This is a genomic window from Pseudomonas triclosanedens (assembly GCF_026686735.1).
Classification (GTDB): Bacteria; Pseudomonadota; Gammaproteobacteria; order Pseudomonadales; family Pseudomonadaceae; genus Pseudomonas; species Pseudomonas triclosanedens.
The window spans coordinates 2,933,017-2,959,150 of sequence record NZ_CP113432.1; the positions used below are offsets into that span (position 1 = coordinate 2,933,017).

At 68.8% G+C, this 26,134-nt stretch carries 6 protein-coding genes; 4 read left to right on the forward strand and 2 right to left on the reverse strand.

Going from position 1 to position 26,134, the window contains the following annotated elements; translation table 11 throughout:
- Window positions 1-21: 21 nt before the first annotated feature.
- The 4 genes from OU419_RS13685 (at window position 22) to OU419_RS13700 (ending at window position 22,841) form a co-directional block, all read left to right on the forward strand.
- Window positions 22-996, forward strand: coding sequence for a TauD/TfdA family dioxygenase (locus OU419_RS13685; protein WP_254474299.1), 975 nt, complete (start codon window positions 22-24; stop codon window positions 994-996).
- A 172-nt stretch (window positions 997-1,168) separates the two neighbouring features.
- Window positions 1,169-13,954: a non-ribosomal peptide synthase/polyketide synthase gene (locus tag OU419_RS13690; protein ID WP_254474297.1), complete on the forward strand. Its 12,786-nt coding sequence runs from the start codon at window positions 1,169-1,171 to the stop codon at window positions 13,952-13,954.
- Window positions 13,954-21,882 carry a non-ribosomal peptide synthetase gene (locus OU419_RS13695; RefSeq protein WP_254474295.1) on the forward strand — a complete coding sequence of 2,643 codons (7,929 nt, stop codon included), beginning with the start codon at window positions 13,954-13,956 and terminating at the stop codon, window positions 21,880-21,882. The genes OU419_RS13690 and OU419_RS13695 overlap by 1 nt, the downstream gene beginning before the upstream one ends.
- Window positions 21,879-22,841 (forward strand): alpha/beta hydrolase, encoded by a 963-nt coding sequence (locus OU419_RS13700; RefSeq protein ID WP_254474293.1) that lies wholly within the window; start codon window positions 21,879-21,881, stop codon window positions 22,839-22,841. Before OU419_RS13695 ends, OU419_RS13700 begins: the two co-directional genes overlap by 4 nt.
- Before the next feature lie 367 nt (window positions 22,842-23,208).
- On the opposite strand, the gene fhuB is transcribed toward OU419_RS13700, so the two are convergent.
- Complete coding sequence (fhuB, locus tag OU419_RS13705) at window positions 23,209-25,218, reverse strand: Fe(3+)-hydroxamate ABC transporter permease FhuB (RefSeq protein WP_254474291.1); 2,010 nt, start codon at window positions 25,216-25,218, stop codon at window positions 23,209-23,211.
- The gene (locus OU419_RS13710; protein WP_254474289.1) at window positions 25,211-26,116 is read right to left on the reverse strand and encodes an ABC transporter substrate-binding protein; all 906 of its coding nucleotides are present in this window, start codon (window positions 26,114-26,116) and stop codon (window positions 25,211-25,213) included. Before OU419_RS13710 ends, fhuB begins: the two co-directional genes overlap by 8 nt.
- Window positions 26,117-26,134 lie beyond the last annotated feature (18 nt).

Consider the following 26,134-nt stretch of genomic DNA (forward strand, 5'->3'; position numbering starts at 1 on the left):
CGGCTGGCGCGGAGAACTCCGATGTCCCAATCAACCCTGTTCGAAATCGCTCCCCTTGCCGGTGCCCGTGGTGGCCTGCCGCTACTGGTGCAGGCGCGCGGCGATGGCATCGACCTGCTCGACGCCCTCACCGAGCTGCGGCCGCTCGTGGATGAGCGCCTGCCGGTATGTGCCGGCATCCTGTTTCGCGGCTTCCAGGTCGGCGCGGCGGAGCGCTTCCGCGAGTTCGCCGCCGGCTTCGGTCACCCGCTGCTGAACTACGAGTTCGGCTCCACCCCGCGCAGCAACGTCACCAGCGGCGTCTACACCTCCACCGAGTACCCGCCGCACCAGCACATCCCGCTGCACAACGAGCAGGCATACACCCGCGAGTGGCCGATGAAGATATGGTTCTACTGCGTGCAGGCCGCGCACAGCGGCGGAGAGACGCCCATTGCCGACAGCCGCGAGATCTACCGCCGAGTGGACGAAGGCATCCGCCGCCGTTTCAGCGAGCGCGGGCTGATGTACACCCGCAACTTCGGCAATGGCCTCGACGTGGCCTGGGAACAGGTGTTCAACAGCGACGACCCGGCAGTGGTCGAGGCCTACTGCAAGGCCCATCGCATCGCCTGCGAATGGAAGGACGACGGCGAGTTGCGCACCCGCCAGGTGTGCCAGGCGGTGGCGCAGCATCCGTTCACCCATGACTGGGTCTGGTTCAACCAGGCGCACCTCTTCCACATCTCCAACCTGCCTGCGGAAGTGCGCGAAAGCCTGCTGGAAATCGTCGACGAGCAGGACCTGCCGCGCAACGTCTACTACGGCGACGGCAGCCCCATCGAGCCCTCGGTACTCGACGAAATCCGCGGCGTGCTGGACCAGGCCAAGGTCTGCTTCCCCTGGTGCAGCGGCGATGTACTGATGCTCGACAACATGCTCGCGGCCCATGCGCGCGCGCCGTTCAGCGGGCCGCGCAAGGTAGTGGTCGCGATGGCCGAAGGGTACGGGGCCTGAGCGGCCGCGCGCCGGCCATGTTCCGTTGGAAGGCAGGCAGGACCATTCACCGCAGTGCGCTCCACGTTTGCCAGCCTCCCGCATCGCCAGGCTCCCGCTCGCGCGCCCAGGTCCATTTCCGAAAATCTTTTCCGGCAGATGCCCACCATTTGCCGACAGCACAGGTGATGTCATGAACGACCGCTACGAAGCCGCAGGCAACCTGGTCGAGGCGCTGCTGCAGCGCGCCAGCGAGATGCCGCGCAAAACCGCCCTGCGATTCATCGCCGAGGGTGTCGAGGAATCCGTTGGCTTTCGCGAGCTGGACGAGCGCGCCCGCGCCCTCGCCGTGTGGATGCTTCGCCACGGCCGGCAGGGCGACCGCGCCGTGCTGCTGTTGCCCAGCGGCCCGGACTACGTCGCCGCGTTCTTCGCCTGTCTCTACGCGGGCATCATCGCCGTGCCTGCCTACCCGCCGGAGTCCGTACGCCCGCAGCACCTGGCGCGCCTGCGTTCGATCCTCGCTGACGCCGAGCCGAGCCTGGTGCTTACCGACTCGAGCCTGATCGAAGCCCTGCGTCCGGCCTGTGCGCGCGACAACGGCGGCAGCCCGCTGCTGCTGGCCGTTGACCAGGCCGATCCGGCGCTCGCAGTCGAGTGGCAGATGCCCGAGCTGGCCGCCGACGACATCGCCTTCCTGCAATACACCTCCGGCTCCACGTCCACCCCCAAGGGCGTGCAGGTCAGCCACGGCAATCTGGTGGCCAACGAGCGGTTGATCCGCCACGGCTTCGGCATCGGTGACGACGACGTGATCGTCAGTTGGCTGCCGCTGTTCCACGACATGGGCCTGATTGGCGGCCTGCTGCAGCCGATCTACAGCGGCATCGAGTGCGTACTGATGTCGCCGCGCTACTTCCTCGAACGCCCGCGCCGCTGGCTGGAAGCCATCGCCCGTTTCGGCGGCACCATCAGCGGCGGGCCGGATTTCGCCTACCGCCTGTGCTGCGAGCGGGTCAACGAAAGCGCGCTGGAGGGGCTGGACCTGAGCTGCTGGCGCCTCGCCTTCTCCGGCTCCGAACCGATCCGCCAGGACACCCTGGAACGCTTCGCCGCCTGGTTCGCCCCGGCGCGCTTCGACGCGTCGGCGTTCTACGCCTGCTACGGCCTGGCCGAGGCGACCCTGTTCGTCACCGGCGGCGTGCGTGGCGAAGGCATCGGCCAACTGGAAGTGGACCTCGACGCCCTGGGCGAGAACATCGCCCGGCCGGGGCGTGGTACCGCGCTGATCAACTGTGGTCGCGCCCAGCCCGATCACGACATCCGGCTGGTCGACCCGCTCAGCGGCGAAACACTCGGCCCGGATCGCGTCGGTGAAATCTGGAGCAGCGGCCCCAGCGTCGCCCTCGGCTACTGGCGCAACCCGGAAGCCAGCGCGCGTACCTTTGTTCAGAAGGACGGCCACACCTGGTTGCGCACCGGCGACCTGGGCTTCCTGCACAACGACGAACTGTTCGTCACCGGCCGCCTGAAAGACATGCTCATCGTTCGCGGACAGAACCTCTACCCGCAGGACCTGGAGCGCTGTGTCGAGGAAGAGGTGGACCTGGTGCGCAAGGGGCGTGTCTCGGCCTTCGCCATCGAGCACCAGGGTCGTGAAGGCATCGGCATCGCCGCCGAGGTCGGGCGCAGCGTGCGCAAGCTGGTTTCCGCCGAGGCGCTGGCGAAGGCCATCTCCACTGCTGTGGCGGAAGCCTTCCAGGAAGCACCGCTGGTGGTGGCGCTGCTGGAACCCGGCGCGCTGCCCAAGACCTCCAGTGGCAAACTGCAACGCTCCGCCTGCCGTGCCCAACTGCTCGACGGCAGCATCCAGGCCTACGCCATCCAGCGGGCCGGCGAGCCGATCAGCGACGGCGCGAGCGCCAGGCCGGTCGCGCCACTGACTGCGCAGGAACAAGCCATCGCCGCGCTGTGGAGCGAAGTGCTGGAGCTGCCGGCGATCCGCCGCGATGACAACTTCTTCGCCCTGGGTGGCAACTCGATCAAGGCTACCCAGCTCATGGCGCGGTTGCGCGAGCGCATGGGGCAGGCGGTCGAGCTGCGGCTGTTGTTCGAGGCGCCGGAGCTGGGTGCCTTCGCCGCCGCGCTGGCGGCGCTGCACGTCAGCGAAACCCAGGCCGTGCCCCAGGTATCGCGTGCCGGATTGCTGCCGCTGTCGCCGGCCCAACGCCGCCTGTGGTTCCTCTGGAAGCTTGCGCCGGAAAGCGCCGTCTACCACATCGCCGGGCGCATGATCCTGCGCGGCGAGCTGCGCCGGCCGGCGGTAGAGCAGGCGTTCACCCAATTGCTGGGCCGCCATGAGACGCTGCGCAGTCGGTTCGTCGAGCAGGCCGATGGCGAGGTAGCGCTGAGCCTGGCCGACGATTCTCAGGTCGAGCTGAGCGAAAGCGATTTCAGCTCCCTGGGCAACGCCCGCCGCGACGTCGCCGTGCGCGAAGACGCGGAGCGCTTCGCCGCGCAGCCGTTCGACCTGGCCACCGGCCCGCTGTTGCGCCTGCGCCTGCAGAATCTCGGTGGTGGACGTCAGGCCCTGCTGCTGTGCGTGCACCACATCGTCGCCGATGGCTGGTCGCTGAACCTGCTGCTGGACGAGTTCGCCGAGTGCTACCGGGCCATCGTCGAACAGCGCGAGCCGGTGCTGCCGACTCTCCCGCGCCAGTACCTCGACCTCGCTGTCGCCCAGCGCAACGCGTTGGAAGCGGGAGAGGGCGCACGCCTGCTGCAATGGTGGCGCGAGCGCCTGGGCAGCGAGCACGCGCCGCTGGAGCTGCCGTTCGGCCTGCCTGAAACGAAAGCCGGCGAGCATGGCCTGCGTGCCGCGCTGATCGAGCTGGATGTCGATGCCGAACTGACCGGCCGCCTGCGCCAACTGGCCCAGGCCCACGGCGCAACGCTGCCGATGCTCCTGCTCGGCGCCTACAACCTGCTGCTGCAACGCTACAGCGGCCAGCACGACCTGCGCATTGGCCTGACCCAGGCCGGCCGGGAGCAACTGGATAGCGAACGCCTGGTCGGCTTCTTCGTCAACCTGCTGGTGCTGCGCAGCGAGCTGCCCGAAGGCGCCAGCCTGCGCGGTGTGCTTCGCCAATTGCGCGACGACCTGCTGCAAGCCCAGGCACACCAGGGCCTACCGTTCGAACAACTGGTCGAGGCGCTGCAACCCGAGCGCGCGCATGGCCGCCATCCGCTGTGCCAGGTCGCCTTCGACCACCAGTGGCAGCCGCTCGCCGGCAACGGCCTGCCGGGCGTCAGCGTGGAAGCCTTGCAACAGCTTGACCTGGAAACCCCCTTCGACTTGGTGCTGCGCGTCCGCGAAGGCGAACAGAGCCTGCGTCTGAGCTTCTGCTATGCCCGCGAGCGTTACGCCGAGACCGGCATGCAGCGCCTGGCGGGGCACTTCCTCGACCTGCTGCGGGCGTTGCCGAGGCTGGATGCCGATGCCGTGCTGGACGCCCGCGACTGGCTGCCAACCAGCGACTGGCGCATCGCCGTGGCTGGTGATGCGCCAGCCTTCGAGGCGCTCAGCGAGACCATCACCGCCCAGGCCCGCCGCCATCCGGCCAAGGTGGCGCTGATCGATGAGCAGCGCGAAGTGACCTTCGCCGAGCTGGAAGACCGTTCCAACCGTCTTGCGCAGCGTCTGGTCCAGCTCGGCATCGGTCCGGAGCGCCGGGTGGCGGTGGCGTTGCCCCGTGGCGTGGATATTCCGCTGGCTCTGCTCGCGGTGCTGAAGGCCGGCGGCGCCTATTTGCCGCTGGACGTGGACTATCCCGCAGAGCGCCTGGCCTGGCTGATGCAGGACGCTGGCGTCGAGCTGCTGCTGACCAACGCCGCGCTCGCGGAAACCCTGCCGCTGCCCGCCGGCGTCGAGCGCCTGGTGCTGGAAGAGGCCGACCTCGGCAACGCCCCGGCGGTGCGTCCGCTGCTGCGTATCCAGCCGCAGAATCTCGCCTACCTGATCTACACCTCCGGCTCCACCGGCCAGCCCAAGGGCGTAGCCGTCGCCCACGGCGAGATCGCCGCGCATTGCCACGCCATCGGCCAGCGCTATGCCATGAGCGCCGCCGACCGTGAGCTGATCTTCATGTCCTTCGCCTTCGATGGTGCCCACGAGCGCTGGCTCACCGCGCTGTCCCACGGCGGCAGTCTGCTGATTCGCAATGACGCCTTGTGGACCGCGGAGCAGACCCTGGGGCAGTTGCGCCGCCATGAAGTGACCGTCGCTGCCTTCCCGCCGGCCTACCTGCAACAACTGGCCGAGCAGGCTCTGGAACATGGCCATGTGCCGAGCATGCGTATCTACTGCTTTGGCGGCGACGCGGTGGCGGAGTCGGCCTACCAGTTGGCGCACCGGGCACTGAAGCCGGAACATCTGATCAACGGCTACGGCCCTACCGAAACCGTGGTTACGCCACTGCTGTGGAAGGCCGACGCGCGTACCGCGTGCGGTGCCGCCTACGCGCCGATCGGCGAGGTGGTCGGCGAGCGCAGCCTGTACATCCTCGACGACCGTTTGCAGCCGCTGCCAAGGGGTGTGGCCGGCGAGTTGTACATCGGCGGTCACGGTCTCGCCCGGGGCTACCACCAGCGCGCCGGGATGACAGCCGAACGATTCGTCGCCGATCCCTGTGCCGACGGCCTTCGCCTGTACCGCAGCGGCGACCGTGTGCGCTGGCGGGAAGACGGTGCGCTGGACTACCTCGGCCGCATCGACCAGCAAGTGAAGATCCGTGGCTTCCGTATCGAGCCGGGCGAGATCGAAGCGCGCCTGCGTGCGCTGCCTGGCGTGCGCGAAGCGGCGGTGATCGCCCGCGACAGCGAGCGCGGCAAGCGCCTGCTGGGCTACGCAAGCGGCGAAAGCCTCGTCGAGGAGGCCCTGAAAGCCGCGCTGCGGGCTCAATTGCCGGACTACATGGTGCCGTGGCGCATTCTCGTGCTCGATGAAATGCCGCTCAATGCCAACGGCAAGATCGACCGGAAGGCACTGCCCGAACCGCAGGAAACCTCCAGCACTGCCGAAGCGCCGCGTGATGGGCTGGAAAGCAGCATCGCCGCCGTCTGGACCGATGTGCTCGGCGTACCGGGCGTGGGCCGCGAGGACGACTTCTTCGACCTGGGCGGCCATTCACTGCTGGCTACCCAGGTTGTCTCCCGCCTGCGTCGCGACCTGGGTTGCGATGTGCCGCTGCGCGACCTGTTCGAAGCCAGCCGCCTGCATGAGTTCGCCGCCCGTGTCGGCAACCTTGCGCCCGGCACCCGCCCATCGCTGCGTGCCGTGGCCCGCGACGGCGACCTCCCGCTGTCCGCCGCGCAGAGCCGCCTGTGGTTCTTCTGGCGGATGGAGCCAGCCAGCGCCGCCTACAACGTGCCCGGCGCGCTGCGCCTGCGCGGCCCTCTGGACGAGGCCGCGCTGCGCCGTGCCTTCGACACCCTGGTGGCGCGCCACGAGACCTTGCGCACCACCTTCGGCGAGGTGGACGGTCAGGCCTTCCAGCGCATCCAGCCGGCGCAGGCCCTGGATCTGGCGCGGGTCGATCTGTCCGCTGAATCAGACGCCGAAGCCGCCGCGCGGCAACTGGCGGAGACAGAGGCGCAGCGTCCCTTCGACCTGCGCAACGGCCCGCTGCTGCGCCTGATCCTCCTCAAGCTGGCCGACGCCGACCACGTGTTGCTGCTGACGATGCACCACATCGTCTCCGACGGTTGGTCGATCCGCGTGCTGGTGGACGAGTTCAGCCGCCTCTACGGAGCCTTCGCCGTGGGTGAGGAACTTGAACTGCCGAAACTGCCGGTGCAGTACGCCGACTATGCCCAGTGGCAGCGTGAACTGCTGGCGGGCGATGAGGGCCAGCGTCAGTTGAGCTGGTGGACCGGGCTGCTCGGTAACGCAACGCCGGTTCTTGAACTGGCCGCCGACCGTCCGCGCCCCGCGGTGCAGAGCTACCGTGGCGGCAGCCTCGGCTTCAGCCTGGATGCCGGCCTGGGCCGCCGCCTCAAGCGGCTCGCCCGCGAGCAGGACGTCACCCTGTTCATGTTGCTGCTGGCCGCCTACGCCGTGCTGATGCAGCGCTACAGCGGCCAGCGCGACCTGCGCATCGCCGTACCCATCGCCAACCGCCAGCAGTTGGAAACCGAAGGCCTGATCGGCTTCTTCGTCAACACCCAGGTGATGCCCTGCCGAGTGGCGGACGACGAGTCCTTCGCCGCGCTGCTGGCGCGGCTGAAACCCGTGGCCCTGGGCGCCCAGGCAAACCAGGACCTGCCGTTCGAGCAACTGGTGGAAGCCTTGCAACCCGAGCGCAGCCTGGCCCACAACCCGCTGGTGCAGGTGAAGTTCAACTTCGGCTTCGACGTCAGCCGCCTGCCCGATGCCGGCGCGCTGAAGCTGGAGCTGTTCAGCGAAGAACAGTACGGCGCGCGCTTCGACCTCGCCTTGGACATGGCCGAGGCGCTGGATGCCAGCGGCCAGCCCGGCGATGAGCTGCGCGGCAGCTTCGTCTATGCCCGCGATCTGTTCGATGAAGACAGCGTTGCCGCCATTGCCGGCCAGTTCGAGGCGCTGTTGCGCCAGTTGTGCGCCGAGCCGCAGCGGGCCCTCGGCGAACTGCCGTGCCCGTTGGCCTCGCGGCGCCGCGGCGAAGCCCGGCAGTGGCCGCAGCAGACTGTTCTCGGCCTGTTCGCCACCCAGGTGGCCGGACAGCCCGATGCCATCGCCGTGCAGGATGATGGCGTCCGCTACAGCTATGCCGAACTGGACCGCCGCGCCAATCGTCTGGCCAGCCTGCTGATCGAAAACGGCGTGAAGCCGGGCGAGTGCGTGGCGATCTGCCAGGAGCGCGGCGCGCAATGGGTACTCCTGCTGCTGGGCGTGCTCAAGGCTGGCGCCACCTGCGTGCCGCTGGACCCGGCGCAACCGGCCGAGCGCCTGCGCCAGTTGCTGCGCGACAGCGGCATCTGCCGTGTTCTGGTGAGCGATGCCGGGCTGCTGGAAACCTTCGGCGCCGCCGCCACACGGGTGCCGGCTGGCGGCCCGGAGCAGGGCAGCGATGCTGCGCCTGCGCTGCACATCGATCCGCAGCAGGCGGCGTATGTGATCTTCACCTCCGGCTCCACTGGCCAGCCCAAGGGCGTGCGCGTCAGCCACGCCGCGCTGGCCAACTATGTGCAAGCCGTGCTCAAGCGCCTGCAACTGGACCAGGGACGCGCCAAGGGCCTGGGTATGGCAGTGGTCTCCTCGGTGGCCGCCGATCTTGGCTATACCACGCTGTTCGGTGCCCTGTGCGGCGGTGCGCGTCTGCACCTGGCCGACGCCGGGACAGTGGCCGATGCCGAGCGATTCGCCGCATTCATGCGCAACGTCGACGTGCTGAAAATCGTCCCCGGCCACCTCGCCGGCCTGCTCGCCGCCGCCCCCGATGCTGCCGCCGTGCTGCCGCGCCGCCTGCTGGTGTTGGGCGGTGAAGCCTGCGGCCATGCGCTGCTGCAGCCGATCCGCGAGCTGTCGCCCACGCTGCGCATCGTCAACCACTATGGCCCCAGCGAAACCACGGTGGGTGTGCTGACCCATGAATGGGCGCTGCACGACGACCTGCCGGCGGGCAGCCTGCCCATTGGCACGCCGCTGGCCAACACCGCCATCCGCGTGCTCGACGAGAACGGTCGCGACCTGCTGCCGGGAGTACCCGGCGAGCTGTACATCGGTGGCGCCGGTCTGGCGCTGGACTATCTCGGCCTGCCGGAGATGACCGCGGAACGCTTCGTGGAGATCGAAGGCGAGCGCCTGTACCGCAGCGGCGACCGTGTACGCCTGAACCGTCGCGGCGAGGTGGAGTTCCTTGGCCGCATCGACGACCAGGTGAAGATTCGCGGCTACCGCGTCGAACCGGGGGAGCTGGCGCAAGCGCTCAAGCGCCTGCCGGGCGTGCGCGATGCCGTGGCCCTGGCCGAGCGCGAGAACGACGGTCCGCAGCGCCTGATGGCATGGGCCGTGGCCGATGGCCGGAGCGTGGAGAGCCTGCGCGAGGAACTGGCCATCGAGCTACCGGAATATCTGATGCCGGCGCAGCTGATCCTGCTGGAGCGCCTGCCGCTGAATGCCAACGGCAAGGTCGACCGCCACGCACTGCCGCGTGCCGAAACCGCTGCCAAGCCTGCGGAGAGTGAACCGCTGAGCGAGCTGGAACAGCGTATCGCCGATATCTGGCAGGCGGTGCTGAAGGTCGAGCATGTCGGTGCGCAGGACAACTTCTTCGAGCTGGGCGGCGACTCGATCCTCAGCCTGCAGATCATCGCGCGCATCAGGAAACTGGGTTACAAGCTCAGCCCCAGGCAACTCTTCGAACGGCAGACCGTGCGCCAGCTGGCGCAATGGCTGGAAAGCCGCGCGCCGGCTGCCGCCACGGCACCCGCGCCGGTAGCCACTGTCAGCGGCGAGGTGGCTCTGTCGCCGGTGCAGGCGCGCTTCTTCGAGCGCGTGCCGAGTGGCCAGCGCCATCACTGGAACCAGGCATTGCTGCTGCAACCCCGGGAGCCGCTGGATGTCGATGCCCTGGCCCGCGCGCTGCACTGGCTGGTCGGGCAGCACGACGCGCTGCGCTTGCGCTTCGATGACAGCGGCCAGCGTTACGCGGACCACGGCCCGCTCGACATGACGTTGCTCTGGCGCCGCCGAGCTTCCGGCATGCGTACCCTGGAACGCCTGTGCGACGATGCCCAGGCCAGCCTGGACATCGTCAACGGCCCGCTGCTGCGTGCCATGCACGTCTCGCTGGAGCATGGTGGGGAGCGCCTGTTGCTGCTGATCCATCACCTGGCGGTGGACGGCGTGTCGTGGCGCATCCTGCTGGAGGACCTGCAATACGCCTATCGCGAGCTGCACGCCGGCCGTATTCCAGCCGCGTTGCCGCGCAGCGATAGCTACCAGGCCTGGAGCGCGCGCCAGCAGAAGGCCGCTAGCAGCACAGATGTAGTAGCGGAGCTCGACTACTGGCAAGCCGAACTGAGCGATGCGCCGTCCCTCAATCGCGGCCACCGCGGCGCCCCTGCTACCTGGAAGGAAGCCGCCCACGCGCGCTTCAGTCTCGACGCCGAGACTACCCGCCAGTTGCTTGGCCCAGCGCCGAAGGCCCAGGGCATCCAGGTCAACGACCTGCTGCTGACCGCCCTGGCGCGCGCGCTGTGCGCCTGGAGCGGTGAATCGTGCGCGCTGATCGAGATGGAAGGGCACGGCCGCGATGCCTTCGACAATGCGGCGGTGCTGGATCTGAGCCGCAGTGTCGGCTGGTTCACCGCGCTCTACCCGGTGCGCCTGCAAGCCGGCGGCGAGCCGGGCGCAGACCTGCGCGCCACCCGCGAGCATCTGCGCGACCTGCCGCGCGCGGGCATCGGCTACGGCCTGTTGCGCTACCTGAGCACGCATGCCGAAAGCCTGCGTGACCTGCCCGCGCCGTACGTGACCTTCAACTACCTCGGCCAGCTCGACCAGGCGTTCGCCGACGCCGACTTCCTGCCGGTCTTCGAGGGCGTGGGCCGCACCCAGCCGCGCGATGCCGCTCTGGGTAACGCACTGGTCTACACCGGCCGCGTGCTTGGCAGCGAGCTGAGCCTGGAGGTCACCTACAGCAACGCCATGTTCGACGCCGCCGACATCGACGAACTCCAGGCCCTGCTGCGCGCCGAATTGCAGGCGCTGGTCGCCTGGTGCCTGAACACGCCGCGCAGGCTGGAGGCCGCTGATCTGCCGCTGCTGCAACTGGAACAGACGCAACTGGACGCATTGCCGCTGCCGGCCGGCGTGGAAGACCTTTATCCGCTGTCGCCGATGCAGCAGGGCATGCTGTTCCACGCTCTCGATGTGCCGGGCTCGCCGCTCTATGTCAACCAGTTGCGTGTCGACCTGGACGGCCTCGACGAGGCTCGCTTGCTCGCCGCCTGGCAGGCCGTCATTGCCCGCCACGCCAACCTGCGCACCGGCTTCCTCGCGAATGCGGGTTCGGCGCCGCTGCAATTCGTCCTGCGCGACGTGCAATTGCCGGTGCAGTCCATCGACTGGCGCGGAAGGCCGGTGGATGAGCAGAGCCTGGACGGCATCGCCGATGGGCAGCGCGGCCTCGGCTTCGACCTGGCCACGCCGCCGCTGCAGCGCCTGGCGCTGGTGCGCCTGGGCGAACGCCGCTACCACCTGATCTGGACCTGCCACCATCTGCTGCTGGACGGCTGGAGCAGCGCGCGGCTGATCGGCGAAGTACTCGCCCTCTACCGCGGCGAAACGCTGCCGCCGCCGGTCGTGCAGTACGCCGACTACATCGGCTGGCTGCATGCCCAGGACGGCGCGGCGGGTGAGACCTTCTGGCGTGAGCGCCTGAAAGGCTTCGACGAGCCGACCCTGCTGTCCACCGCCTGCGCCGCGGGCTTCCTCCAGGAAGCGCCACGCGAGCTGTACAGCCGCCTTGCCGCCGCACCGTTGCAGCGCTTCGCCCAGAGCCAGCGCATTACCCTCAACACCCTGGTGCAGGGTGCCTGGGCGCTGTTGCTGCAACGCTACTGCGGCCAGCGCAGCGTTACCTTCGGCGCCACCGTGGCGGGGCGTCCGGCCACGCTGCCGGGGGCGGAGGAGAGCCTTGGCCTGTTCATCAACACCCTGCCGATTCTGCAATCGCCGGACGACGCTCAACACATCGGAGACTGGCTGCGCGAGCTGCAAGCGTTCAACCTCGACGTGCGCGAGTTCGAGCACACGCCGCTGTATGACATCCAGCGCTGGGCAGGGCGCGGCGGTCAGGCGTTGTTCGACACTCTCATCGTGTTCGAGAACTTCCCGATGGATGCGGCGTTGTCGTCGTCCGGCGGCGATCTGCGCATCCTCGGCCACCGTCCGGTGGATGGCACCAACTACGCGCTGGCCCTTGTCGTCAGTGCCGGCGAGCAACTGGACGTGCGCTACACCTTCCGCGCCGACCGCTTGAGCGCCAGCCAGATCGAACTGTTGCGCGGCCACTTCGAACACCTGCTGCTGACCCTGGTGGAAGATGCCGAGCGTCCGCTGGGCCGGGTCAGTCAGTTGGCCGATGCCGAGCGCAACCAACTGCTGCAACGCTTCAACGACACCGAGGCGGCGTTCCCGGCAGACATGCAATTGCAGGCGCTGATCGAGCGCCAGGTCACCGCGACTCCGGAGGTGCTGGCCCTGCAATTCGGCGAACTGCGCCTGAGCTACGCCCAGCTCAACGCCCGCGCCAACCAACTGGCGCACTGGCTGCGCGATCAGGGCGTCGGCCCGGAGGTGCTGGTGGGCGTGGCAGCCGAGCGTTCGGTGGAGCTGGTGGTAGCCTTGCTGGGCATCGTCAAGTCCGGCGGCGCCTACGTGCCGATGGACCCGGACTACCCGCAGGAGCGCCTGCAGCACATGCTCGCCGACAGCGGTGTGCGCCTGCTGCTGACCCAGCAGCACCTGCTGCAGCGCCTGCCAGCGAGTAACGCTGAAATGGTGTGCCTGGACAGCCAGTGGGGCGAGATCGCCACGGCCTCCGAGCAGAACCCTGCCATCCTCGGCAGCCCGCAGAACCTGGCTTACCTGATCTACACCTCCGGCTCCACCGGCAAACCCAAGGGCGCCGGCAACAGCCACCGCGCGCTGGTCAATCGCCTGCACTGGATGCAGAAGGCTTATGCGCTGGATGGCGCCGACCGGGTGCTGCAGAAGACCCCGTTCAGCTTCGACGTGTCGGTGTGGGAGTTCTTCTGGCCGCTGCTGGCCGGTGCCACCCTGGTGGTCGCCGCGCCTGGCGCGCACCGCGACCCGGCAGCGCTGCGCCAGGTGATCGAGGCGGAGCAGGTCACCACACTGCACTTCGTGCCGTCGATGCTGCAGGCGTTCGTCGCGTCTGGCGAGCTGGAACGCTGCCCGTCGCTGCGGCAGGTGATGTGCTCCGGCGAAGCGCTGCCCTATGCGCTGCAGCAGCAGTTCCGCCAGCGCAGCAGTGCGAAGCTGAACAACCTCTACGGCCCCACCGAGGCGGCGATCGACGTCAGCTTCTGGGCCTGCGACGAGGACAACGCGCGGCAGGTGGTGCCCATCGGCCGGCCCATCGACAACCTGCGCCTGGTGCTGCTGGACGAGCGCCTGGAGCCGGTGCCGCAAGGCATGGCCGGCGAGCTGTACATCGGCGGCGTGGGCCTGGCGCGCGGTTACCATGCGCGCCCCGGGTTGACCGCGGCGTGCTTTGTCGCCGATCCCTTCGGCAGCGGTGAACGCCTGTACCGCACCGGCGACCTGGCTCGCCAGCGCGAAGACGGCGCCATCGAATACCTGGGCCGTCTCGACCAGCAGGTGAAGATTCGCGGCCTGCGCATCGAGCTGGGTGAGATCGAAGCGCGCCTGCAGGCTCACCCGCAGGTCAGCGAAGCGGTGGTTGTGGCGAGGGACGGCGTGCTGCTGGCCTACGTGGTCGCCAGCGCCGAGCCCGAAGCCCTGCGCCAGGTGCTGCAAGGCGAGCTGCCGGACTACATGGTGCCCGCGCGGATCATCGCCCTCGACGCCATGCCGCTGTCGCCCAATGGCAAGCTGGACCGCAAGGCCCTGCCGACACCGCAATTCAGCGGCAGTGCGCGCCAGTACGTAGCGCCGCGCAGCGATCTGGAAGTCGAACTGGCCGGTATCTGGCAGCAGGTGCTGCAGGTGGACCGCGTCGGCTTGCACGATGACTTCTTCGAACTGGGCGGCCATTCGCTGCTGCTCACCCAGGTCGGCCTGACGCTGCGTCAGCGCCTGGGGCTGGAGCTGCCACTGCACCGCCTGTTCGAGCTGAGCAACATTGCGGCGCAGGCCGCCTGGATCGAGGCCCAGCGAGCGAGTTCCGCCAGCGCGGAAGAGGAACTGGATCTGATGGACGAGCTGCTCGGCGAGCTGGAGAACCTGTAATGACGCACCCGATGGACGCCCAGTTGAAACAGGTCGCGGAGCGCCTTGGTGCGCTTCCCGAGGACAAGCAAGTGATCTTCCTGCGCCAGCTCCGCGAGAAAGGCGTGAGCCTTTCGCGCCTGCCGATCCTACGCGAGGGGCGCGAGCGCGCGCCGCTGTCGGCAGCCCAGGCGCGCCTGTGGTTCCTCTGGCAGATGGAGCCGCACAGCGCCGCCTACAGCATCCCGGCTGCGGTGCGCCTGCGCGGCACTCTGGACGAGGGCGCGCTGGAGCAGGCCTTCGCCGCGCTGATCGCGCGCCATGAAAGCCTGCGTACCGTGTTCCGCGCGGCGCAGTCCGGGCACGCTTCCTCGGCGGATAACGCTGACGCGTTATGCGCCCTACGGGAGCCGGCCGGCAAGGTTCCGCGCACGGCAGAGGAGCTCTCTGGTAGGGCGCATGACGCGCAGCGTCATCCGCCGCAAGGTGGGCCGGGCGTGGAGGCAGAAGGCGAAGTGATGCAATGCATCCTGCCGCCGGGCCCGGCGCATCTGGAGGCGAAGGATTTCGGCAGCGAGGCCGGGGCACGGCAATGGCTCAGCGATTGTGCCCAGCGCCCCTTCGACCTCGCCGACGGCCCGCTGCTGCGCCTGCACCTGGCGCGTCTGCCGGGTGAAGCGCTGCTGCTGGTGAACCTCCACCATATCATTGCCGATGGCTGGTCCATCGGCGTGCTGATCGATGAGTTCGCTGCGTTCTACAGCGCCCAGGTGCGAGGTACCAAGGCCGAACTGGAAGCCTTGCCCGTCCAGTACAGCGACATCGCCCGCTGGCAGCGCCTGTGGCTGGCGTCCGGGGAGGGAGAGCGGCAACTGGCGTACTGGAAGGAGCGGCTGGGCGATGAATCCCTGCTGCTGACACTGCCGGGCGACCGGCAGCGTCCGCTGGTGCAGAGCTATCGCGGCGCCACGCTGGACTTCGAACTGCCTCGCGCGCTCGGCGACTCCCTGCGCGAACTGGCGCGGGGGCAGGGCGCCACGCTGTTCATGTTGATCCTCGCGGCCTACCAGCTGCTGCTGTCGCGCTACAGCGGCCAGCGCGAGCTGCGCGTCGGCGTGCCCATCGCCGGCCGGGGCCGCCCCGAGAGCGAGCGGCTGATCGGCTTCTTCGTCAACACCCAGGTGCTGTCGGCGCGCATCGATGGCGACCAATCCTTCACCGCCTTCCTCGCCCGCACCCGCGACGCGGTGCTCGGCGCCCAGGCCAATCCGGACCTGCCGTTCGAGCAACTGGTGGATGCGCTGCAACCCGAGCGCAGCCTGAGCTACAACCCGCTGTTCCAGGTGGCCTGCAACCACCAGCCGAGCCGCCGCGACGCCCTGCGCGAGCTGCCCGGCGGCCTGCAGCTGGAAAGCCTGGAGCTGGACGGCGGCATCGCCAAGTTCGACCTGACCCTGAACACCGAGGAAAGCCGCGACGGCCAGGTGCGCGGACAGTTCATGTACGCCACCGACCAGTTCGACGCGGCGACTATCGCGCGCCTCGGCGAGCATTTCCTCAACCTGCTGCACGGCATCGTGGGCGACCCGCAATGCCCGGTGGCGCGCCTGCCGCTGCTGGGCGGCAGCGAGCGCGAGCAACTGCTCTACGACTGGAACGCCACCGCGATGGACTACCCGCGCGACGCCTGCCTGCACCAACTGATCGAGCAGCAGGTGCAGCGCTCGCCGAACGACATGGCAGTGACTGACGGGCAGCGCCGCTTCAGCTACGCCGAGTTGAACCGCCGCGCCAACCGCCTGGCGCGCTGGCTGCGCGCGCAGGGCGTCGGCCCGGACAGCCGCGTCGGCGTCGCGCTGGAGCGCTCGGTAGAGCTGCCGGTGGCGCTGCTGGCGGTGCTCAAGGCCGGTGGCGCCTACGTGCCGCTGGACCCGGAGTTCCCCGCCGAACGCCTGGCGCACATGCTCGAAGACGGTGGCGTGCGCCTGCTGCTGACCCAGCAGCACCTGCTTGGCGAACTGCCACAGACCGGCGCCCGCACGTTCTGCCTGGACCGCGACTGGGCGCAAATTGATGGCTACGCCGACAGCGACCTGCCGAACCTCGCGCGGCCCGACGACCTCGCCTACGTCATCTACACCTCCGGCTCCACCGGCAAGCCCAAGGGGGTCGCGGTGCGCCACGGCGGGGTGGTCAACTTCATGCTCAGCATGGCCCGCGAACCCGGCCTGGATGCGCGGGACCGCGTGCTCGCGCTGACCTCGCTGTCCTTCGACATTTCCGCGCTGGAGCTGTACCTGCCGCTGCTGGTCGGCGGCCGCGTGGTGCTGGTGGACCGCGACGTCGCCCGCGACCCGTCGCGCCTGCTTGGCGTGGCGCTGGAGCAGGGCGTGACGGTGATCCAGGCGACCCCGAGCACCTGGACCCTGCTCAGTGGCCACGAGGAGTTCCCGCGCCTGAGCGGCTGCCGCTTCTTCTGCGGCGGTGAGGCGCTGTCCGCCGAGCTGGCTGGCAAGCTGACAGCGCAGGCCGCAGCTTTGTGGAATCTCTACGGCCCCACCGAAACCACCATCTGGTCGGCGGCCTGGAAGGTCGACGAGGGCGCCCGCGCGCTGCTTGGCAAGCCTATCGCCAACACCCGGCTGTACATCCTCGACGGCGAGTTGCAGCCAGCGCCCATCGGCGTGGCCGGCGAGCTGTACATCGGCGGTGACGGGCTGGCGCGCGGCTACCACGGTCGTCCCGGGCTGACCGCCGAACGCTTCGTCGCCGATCCCTGCACCAGCGAGCCGGGAGTGCGCATGTACCGCACCGGCGACCTGGCGCGCTGGCGGGCGGATGGCGTGCTGGAGTACCTCGGGCGCATCGATCACCAGGTGAAGATTCGCGGTTTCCGCATCGAACTGGGCGAGATCGAATCGCGCCTGCTCGGCCAGCCCGGCGTGCGCGAGGCGGTGGTGATCGCCCGCGACGCGGGGCAGGTGAAGCAACTGGTGGGCTACGTGACCGGCCGGATAGAGAGCGACCTGCGCGCGGCCCTGCTGGATGAGTTGCCGGACTATATGGTTCCCGCGCAGATCGTCCTGCTCGAACGCATGCCCCTTACGCCCAACGGCAAGCTGGACCGCAAGGCATTGCCGGACCCCGACTTCAGCCTGCAGCAAAGGGCATACCGCGCACCGGAAAGCGAGCGCGAGCAAGCCCTGGCGACCATCTGGCGCGCCGTGCTGGGCCTGGAGCGCGTGGGGCTCGACGACAACTTCTTCGAGCTGGGCGGCGACTCCATCGTCTCCATCCAGGTAGTCAGCCGTGCCCGCGCCGCCGGCTTGCACCTCAGCCCGAAGGACCTGTTCCAGTACCAGACGCTGCAAGCTCTGGCCCGTGTCGCCGGTGATTCCGCATCGATGCAAGCGCCTGTCGCCGTTGCCGGCATTGCAGCGCCGGACGCCGCGCAAGTGGCCGCGCTTGGCCTGGACCCCGAGCAGGTCGAAGAGCTCTACCCGCTGTCGCCCATGCAGCAGGGCATGCTGTTCCACGGCGTGGACGGCAGCGAGGATGGTGTCTACGTCAACCAGTTGCGCGTGGCGGTGCATGGGCTGGAGGTGGAGCGTTTCCGCGCCGCATGGCAGGCCGCGCTGGATGCCCACGGCAACCTGCGCGCAGGCGTGCACTGGCAGGGCCTCGCGCAACCGCTGCAAGCCGTGCACAAACAGGTCGAACTGCCGCTGGAGGTGCTCGACTGGCGTGGCCGCGAGAACCTGGAAGCAGCCCTGGACGAACTGGCCGCCGCCGAGCGCGGCCGTGGCTTTGCGCTGGAGCGGCCGCCGCTGCTGCGCCTGGTGCTGGTGCGCAGCGCCGATGACTGCCACCAGTTGCTCTACACCCATCACCACATCCTGCTCGATGGCTGGAGCAACGCCCAATTGTTCGCCGAGGCGCTGCGGCGCTACAACGGCGAACCACTGGGCGAGCCGGGCCGCTACCGCGACTACATCCACTGGCTGCAAGCCCAGGACCAGCAGCAGGCGCGGGAATTCTGGAGTGGGCGGCTGGAGGGCTTGACCCAGCCGACCCTGCTCGCCGACAGCCTGGCGCGCCCGACGCAAGGCAGCGGCCACGGCCTGGAATACAGCCGCTACGACGAAACTGCCACCGAGCGCCTGAAGGCATTCGCACGCAGCCAGCGGGTGACATTGAACACCCTGGTGCAGGCTGCATGGATTCTCCTGCTGCAGCGCTATACCGGCCAGCGGCGCGTGGCCTTCGGCGCCACCGTGGCCGGGCGCCCCACGCAATTGGCAGGCGCCGACAGCCTGCTGGGCCTGTTCATCAACACGCTGCCCATCGTCCAGGCACCGGACGGGCAGATGAAGCTGGGCGACTGGCTACGCGAGTTGCAGGACTACAACCTGGCGGTGCGCGAGTTCGGCCATGCCCCGCTGTACGACATCCAGCGCTGGGCCGGCCAGGCCGGGCAGGCGCTGTTCGACAGCATCATCGTGTTCGAGAACTACCCGGTGGACGACGTGCTGCGCAGCGCCCGGGGCCTGCGTTTCGGCGAACTGAAGTCGAAGGACGAGACCAGCATCCCGATGGACCTCGCGGTGCGCGTGGGGGAGCGGCTGGAGATCGAGTACCAGTACCTGCGCAGTCATTTCACTGCCGCAGCCGTGGCACGCCTGCGCGGCAACCTGGAGCAGGTGCTGGACAGCCTGCTGCACGGTGCCGGCAAGCACCTCGGCGAGTTGCAGTGCCTGTCGGTCAGCGACCGCGCAGCTCTTGCCGCCTGTCGCGGCCCGCACCAGCCATTGCCGCCAGCGGAACCGGTGCACCTGGCCATCGCCCGCCAGGCGGCTCTGCGCGGCAGCGAAACCGCGCTGATCTGCGGTGACGACGAGATCGACTACGCCTCGCTGGAGCGCGACTCCAATCGCCTGGCCCATCGCCTGATGGCCCTGGGCGTCGGCGCGGAAGTACGTGTCGGTGTGGCGTTGCCGCGCGGTGTGCGCATTCCGCTGGTCCTGCTGGCGGTGCTGAAGGCAGGCGGCGCTTACGTGCCGCTGGATGCCGAGTATCCCCGCGAGCGCCTGGCATTCCAGATGACCGACGCCGGCATTGCGCTGCTGATCACCGACAGCCACCTGCGCGAACGCTTGCCGCTGCCGGCGGATGTGGCCTGCCTCGAAATGGACGGCATCGATCTTTCCGCCGAAGACTGCGACCTGCCCGTGGTGGCCCTGGAGCCGGAAAACCTTGCCTACCTGATCTACACCTCCGGCTCCACCGGCAAGCCCAAGGGCGTGGCGGTCAGTCATGGCCCGCTGGCCATGCACTGCGCTGCCATCGGCGAGCTGTACAGGATGGATGCGGCGACCCGCGAGTTGCACTTCATGTCCTTCGCTTTCGACGGCGCCCACGAGCGCTGGCTGACGACCTTGGTGCACGGCGGGAGCCTCGTGCTGCGCGGTGACGAGCTGTGGACGCCGGAGCAGACCTATCGCGTACTGCACGAGCGGCAGGTGAGCGTGGCGGCCTTCCCGCCGGTGTACCTGCAACAACTGGCCGAGCACGCCCTGCGCGACGGCAATCCGCCGCCGGTGCGCATCTATTGCTTCGGCGGCGACGCGGTGCCCAACGCCAGCTTCGAACTGGCCAGGCGCGCGCTGCGGGCAGAGTACCTGATCAATGGCTACGGCCCTACGGAAACCGTGGTCACGCCGCTGCTGTGGAAGGCCGGCCGCGCCACCGCCTGCGATGCCGCCTATGCGCCGATCGGCAAGGGCGTTGGCGCGCGTACCCTGTACATCCTCGATGAGCAGTTGCGCCAGGTGCCGCTTGGCGTGGCCGGCGAGCTTTACATAGGTGGCGACGGCCTGGCGCGCGGCTACCACCAGCGCGCCGGGTTGACTGCGGAGCGGTTTGTCGCCGATCCGTTTGGCGCCGTGGGTGGTCGCCTGTACCGCACCGGCGACCTGGTGCGTGGCCGCGCCGACGGCGTGATCGACTACGTTGGGCGCATCGACCACCAGGTGAAGATTCGCGGCTTCCGCATCGAACTGGGCGAGATCGAAGCGCGCCTGCAGGACCACCCGCAGGTCAGCGAGGCGCTGGTGGTGGCCCGCGACGGCATCAGCGGCAAGCAATTGGTGGGCTACGTTGTCGGTGAGGTGGAGGGCGATGCGCTGCGCAGCTACCTCCGCGAGCAGGTGCCGGACTATATGGTGCCGGCGCAGATTCTGCGGCTTGAGCGCTTCCCCCTGTCGCCCAACGGCAAGATCGATCGCAAGGCCCTGCCTGAGCCGACCTGGCAGGGCGAGTCCTACGAGGCGCCGCGCAACGCGCGCGAGCGGGCCCTCGCGGACATCTGGCAGGATGTGCTGCAAGTGGATCGCGTGGGCATCCGCGACAACTTCTTCGATCTGGGCGGCGATTCCATCCTCAGTCTGCAGATCGTCTCCCGCGCTCGCCAGGCGCTGGGCGAAGAAGTAGAAATCCGCCTGCGTGACCTGCTGCAATACCAGACCATCGCCGGCCTGCTGGAGCGCGCCGGGACTGTGCCCGAGGCGGCGCCGGCAGACGTGGTGGCAGAGGCCGACGACGGCGAATCCTTCGGCCTGGTGCCGATTCAGCAATGGCTGTTCGAACAGCGGTTGGAGCAACCGAACCATTTCAACCAGGCGGTGCTGCTGGAGTGCCGCCAGCGTCTCGACGGCGACGCGTTGGAGGCGGCGCTGCAAGGCCTGTTGGCCGAGCACGGCAGTTTGCGCCTGGCGTTTGAGCGAGGGGCTGACGGCCAGTGGCGCCAGCGCTTGCGCGAGGCCAGCGAGATCACCGGAGCGCTGCTCTGGCAGCGTCAGGCGTCCAATGCCGGGGAGGCGTTGCTGATTGCCAACCAGGCGCAACGCAGCCTCGACCTTGCCGAAGGCCGGTTGCTGCGCGGGGTGCTCACCGATATGGCCGACGGCACCCAGCGCCTGTTGCTGGTGATCCATCACCTGGGCGTGGACGGGGTGTCCTGGCGCATCCTGCTCGAAGAGCTGCAACAGCGGTACACCGCGCAGCTCACTGGCGGGCCGGCGCCTCGCCTGGAGCGCACCAGTACCTACCGCGCATGGGCCGAGGGCCTGCGCGAGTACGCCAATAGTCAACTGGCGCAAGCCGACCTGCCGTACTGGCTGGAGCAGACCGAAGCCTCTGGCCTGGGCGAGCCGCAGCGCGACAACCCGCGTGGTGCCGAGCGCATGGCGCACATGGAGCAACTGTTCCTGCGCCTGGACCGCCAGCAGACCCAGCGCCTGCTGAAGGTGGCGCCGGAGGCCTACCGCACGCAGATCAACGACCTGCTGCTGACCGCCCTGGGGCGCACTCTTTGTGACTGGTGCGACAGCGAGTCGGTATTGATCGGACTGGAGGGACACGGCCGTGAGGACATTCTCGATGAGGTCGACCACAGCCGCACCCTGGGCTGGTTCACCAGCCTGTTCCCGCTGCGCCTGACGCCGGGGCAGGGCGATTACGCCCAGGCCATCCCGGCGATCCGCCAGCAACTGCGCGCGGTACCGGACAAGGGCATCGGCTACGGCGCGCTGCGCTACCTGGGCGACAGCGCGCTGCGCCGCCAGCTCGCTGCCCGCGCCGAACCGCGCGTCACCTTCAACTACCTCGGCCAGTTCGACCAGAGCTTCGACGACAAGGCGCTGTTCGTACCCTTGCAGGAGAAGCCCGGCGATACCTATGCCGCCAGCACGCCGATGAACAACTGGCTGGAGATCGTCGGCCAGGTCTACGACGGCGAACTGACGCTGCGCTGCATGTTCAGCCGCCGGGTGTTCCGCCCGTCGCGCATCGAGGCGTTGATGGCGAAGCTGCGCACGGAGCTGGACGGGGTGATCGGCCACTGCTGCGCGCAGGTCGAAGGCGCTGCCCGCACGGAGAAAGCCACAGTATGAATGCGTTCCTGAAAGAGGTTGGTATGTTGCACCCGGAGATTTCGGCGTTTCTGGACATGGTCGATGACGGCCGCCGTGGCGGTCGCCCGGCGCTGCACGAATTGTCGGTGGCGCAGGCGCGGGAGGACTTCGAGGCGTCCTCCGCATCGCTCAGGGCCGGTGCGCCATCGATGCCGGTGAAGGATCTGCATATACCCGCGCGCGATGGCCGTGAGCTGGCGGTGCGGTTGTATCGGCCGGTGGCGTCCGGAGATGCGGCGATCCTGTACTTCCACGGCGGCGGCTACACGGTAGGCAGCCTGGATTCCCACGATGGGCTGTGCAGGGGGCTGGCTCGGCATTGCGACTGCGCGGTGATCTCCGTGGGCTATCGACTGGCGCCGGAAGCACCGTTCCCGTCGGCCACCCACGATGCCCGGGACGCCTGGCACTGGCTGTCGGGCGCCGCGCGGAGTCTTGGGCTGAACCCGCGTCGCCTGGCGGTGGGCGGCGACAGTGCGGGGGCCACGCTGGCCACCGTGCTATGCGCCGAATTGGCCGGTGAGGCCGCCGATCAGCCTTGCGCGCAACTGCTGTTCTATCCCGCCACGGATGCCGCCGGCCGCAGCGAGTCCCGGGAACTGTTCGCCGAAGGTTATCTGCTGGAAACCGCCAGCCTGGACTGGTTCCATGATCAGTACGTGCCGGACCTTGCGCAGCGCAGTGACTGGCGCTGTTCGCCCCTGCATGGGGGCTCCGTCTTGCAGGGCAGCGCGCCGGCGCTGCTGTTCGCTGCACAGTTCGACCCCTTGCTGGACGAAGGCCTGGCCTACGCGCAGGCCTTGGTAGAGCAGGGCGTGGAGGTGGAGGCCGAGCGCTGTTGCGGCATGACCCACGACTTCCTGCGCATGGCCAACCTGGTGCCGGAGGTGGAGGGGTATTACCGACGGGTGGCGGAGTTCCTTGCGGCACGCTGGTGAACCGGTGATGCCTCGTCCGCGATTTGCTGGTGATCAGCCGTAGGGCGGGGGGAGCTTGCGATACCCATCAACACAATTGCGCGGGCCTCGATGGGTATCGCTGCGCTCCACGCCATCCTACGAACTTGCCATGCCGGTCATTCCCGAGCTGGGGTGGCTTTCGTCGGGGCGGGCCTGGTCGGCGATCTGTCGGTGATCAGCCGTAGGATGGGTGGAGCTTGCGATACCCATCAACACGATTGCGCGGGCTGCGATGGGTATCGCTGCGCTCCACGCCATCCTACGAACTTGCCATGCCGGTCATTCCTGAGCTGGGGCGGCTTTCGCAGGGGAGGATTTTGTTCGTGAGCGAATCCGCACGGGTGGATCAGGCCGTGCGCTCGCGGTGCATCAGCCAGAGGAAGTAGGGACAGCCGATGAACGCTGCCAGCAGGCCCGCCGAAACCGGCCAGGGGTAGGCGATGTTGCGGCCCAGCCAATCGGCGACCACCATGATCAGTGCTCCGGCAACTGCGCTCAGCAGCAGTTGCGGGGCGGCGCGGCGAACGCCGAGGTGGCGGGCGATGTGCGGGCCGATCAGGCCGACGAAGCTCAACGGGCCGACGATGATGGTGGCGCTGGCGGTGAGTACGGCGGCAGTCAGCAGGATCGCGAGGTGGCTTGCGCGCAGGTGCAAACCCAGCGCCGTGGCGGTGCCATTTCCCAGCGTCAGCAGGTCCAACTGACGAGCCATCAGCAGGCTGATACCGATCATCACCGAGCCGACCGCCAGCCCGGTACTCGCCGATACCGCATCCACCTGATAGGTCGAGCCGGTCATCCAGCTCATCATCGCCGTCATGCGTGGGTCGCCGCTGGCCAGCAGCAGGGTGCTCAGCGAGTGCAGCAGGGTGGTCAGGCAGACGCCGGTGAGCAGCAGGCGCTCTGCATTGAAGGTTCTGCGCCAGGCGAACCACAGCAGCAGGCCGAGGGTGAGCAGGGCTCCGGCGCTGGCCGCCGGGACCATATAGGGCTGCGGCTGCGGCATGACCAGGAACAGCACCAGCACGGCGATCGCTGAGCCCGAGGTAGCGCCGAGCACTTCCGGGCTGGCCATCGGGTTGCCGGTCAGGCGCTGTACCAGCAGGCCGGCCACGGCGAGCATGGCGCCGGCCGCCAGTGCGCCGAGCACGCGAGGCAGGCGCCATTGCATGATGGCTTCGCTGAGCCCGGCATCACCCCAGTGCCAGCCGTTGGCATCGACGGCGAAGTAGATTGCCGGCAGGGTCAGCAATGCGAGGAGGATGGCGGCGGCGCCTATCATTCTCCAGGGATGCTCGCGTTGCGGCCTGGCTGCCGCGGGACGCGGGAGGATGCCGCCGCTGCGCTGGCGACCGAGCAGCCATAGCAGCAGTGGCACGCTGAATACGCCGGTGAGGATGCCGGCTGGAATTTCGCCAGCCAAGCGCGACAGTTCGCGGGCGATCTGGTCCACCACGCAGAGCAGTGCGGCTCCCAGCAACGGCGCCCAGACCAGTCTCTGGCGCAGCGTGCGCGCCCCGCACAGACGGGCGATGGCGGGTGCGGCCAGGCCGACGAACGCCAGCATGCCGACGGCGCTGGTGACAAAGGCACTGAGCGCCACGGCTACCGCCAGGCCCAGCACGCGGGTGCGGCGCAGGTTGACGCCGACGGCGCTGGCACCTTCGTCGTCCAGGCCCAGTGCGGCGAGCGGGCGGACCATGAGCAGCGCGGTGACCAGGGCTATCGCCAAACGTGGCGCCAGGTACAGCACGCCATCCCAGCCGCTCTGGTTGAGCGAGCCGGCCTGCCAGAGCAGCAGGTCGATCAGGTAGTCGTGGTTGAACAGCACCAGCAGTGCGTTGAGCGATACGCAGTAGAGGCTGATGACCATGCCGGCGAGGATGAAGCGCAGCGGCGACAGCGTGCGGCCCCAGGCGAAGGCGAACAGCAGGCCGGTGGCGATGGCGGCGCCGGTCAGGGTAACGGCTTCCAGGCCGTGCACAAGCAGGGTCGGGGCGAAGATGGTGGCGGCCGACAGCGCGAGGTTCGCGCCGGCGGAAACGCCAAGGGTCACTGGTTCGGCGAGCGGGTTACGCAGGATCTGCTGGAACAGCGTGCCGGCCAGGGCCAGGGCAGCGCCGGCCATCAGGCTTACCAGCAGGCGCGGGTAGAAGCTGTAGTGCATCAGTACCTGGCGCACGTCATCGAGGTCCGGCGACCACAGCGCCTGCCACCACAGTGTGCGGGGCAGGGCGTTCTGCAAGCCGTGCACCACCAGTAGCGCGGCGAGGGCGGCGAGGGCCAGCGTGCACAGCGCCGGCCCGGCGGGCAGACGGCGGTGTGCTGCGGAGAGGCCGAGGGTGGATTCAGGCATGGTCGGTCTCCGGCCGGGCGTCGAGATAGGTGGCGATGCGCTCGGCCAGGTCGAGCATCGAGGCGGCCCCGGCGTAGGGGTAGAAGCGCTGCAGGGTCAGGGTGTGGCCGCGGCGCACGGCGGGCAGATTGGCCCACAGGTCGTTGGGTTGGCGCAGCGCCTGCAGGCGCGCCGAGGTGGTCGGGATGTCGAGGTAGACCAGGTGCGCATCCGGGCGCTCGGCCAGGCGTTCGATGCTGACCATCGCCAGCCCGACCGGGCCGACCGGCCCCTGCCAGGCGTTGACCAGGCCGAGTTGGTCCAGCACATCCTGGACCATGCTGTTGCGTCCATAGACTGCCGCATGGCGGCCATCCTGGTTGAGCACGGCGACGCACACCGGCGGCTGCGGGCGACGCCCGAGCTGGGCGCGCAGCTCGGCCAGGCGTCGCTCGCCGGCCTTGATGTACTGAACCGCGCGCTCCTCCTGGCCAAGGCGCTCGGCCAGTGCGCGCATGAAGTCGGTGGTGGCGCGCCAGGCGCCATTCGCGGCGGGGTAGATGGCTACTCGCTCGGTGGGAGCGATGCCGTTGAGACGGCGCTCCAGCGTGGGAGTCATGGGGTCGCTGAGGATCAGTTGCGGACGCAGTTGCTGGATCAGTTCGAGGTTCGGTTCCCAGTACGGTCCGACGTCGCGCACTGTGGCGGGCAGCGCCTGGGTGGGCATGCGTACGCGGTAGTAGCGGTCGTCGGATACCGCCAGCGGCGCGACGCCCAGGGTCAGCAGGGTCTCGGCGGCGACCCAGTTGAGCGCGACGATACGGGTCAGGCGTTCCCCGGCGAACGCTGGCAGCCCGGTGGCGCAGGCCAGCCCGCCAATGGCGAGGTGCTGCAGCAACTGACGGCGGTTGAGGAGCATGGGCATTTCTCCACGCGG

Bases quoted from the DNA above. Each gene is read 5' to 3' on its own strand.
- OU419_RS13700 (WP_254474293.1), top strand. From the start codon at position 21,879: ATGAATGCGTTCCTGAAAGAGGTTGGTATGTTGCACCCGGAGATTTCG.
- OU419_RS13695 (WP_254474295.1), top strand. From the start codon at position 13,954: ATGACGCACCCGATGGACGCCCAGTTGAAACAGGTCGCGGAGCGCCTT.
- fhuB (WP_254474291.1), bottom strand. From the start codon at position 25,218: ATGCCTGAATCCACCCTCGGCCTCTCCGCAGCACACCGCCGTCTGCCC.
- OU419_RS13710 (WP_254474289.1), bottom strand. From the start codon at position 26,116: ATGCTCCTCAACCGCCGTCAGTTGCTGCAGCACCTCGCCATTGGCGGG.
- OU419_RS13685 (WP_254474299.1), top strand. From the start codon at position 22: ATGTCCCAATCAACCCTGTTCGAAATCGCTCCCCTTGCCGGTGCCCGT.
- OU419_RS13690 (WP_254474297.1), top strand. From the start codon at position 1,169: ATGAACGACCGCTACGAAGCCGCAGGCAACCTGGTCGAGGCGCTGCTG.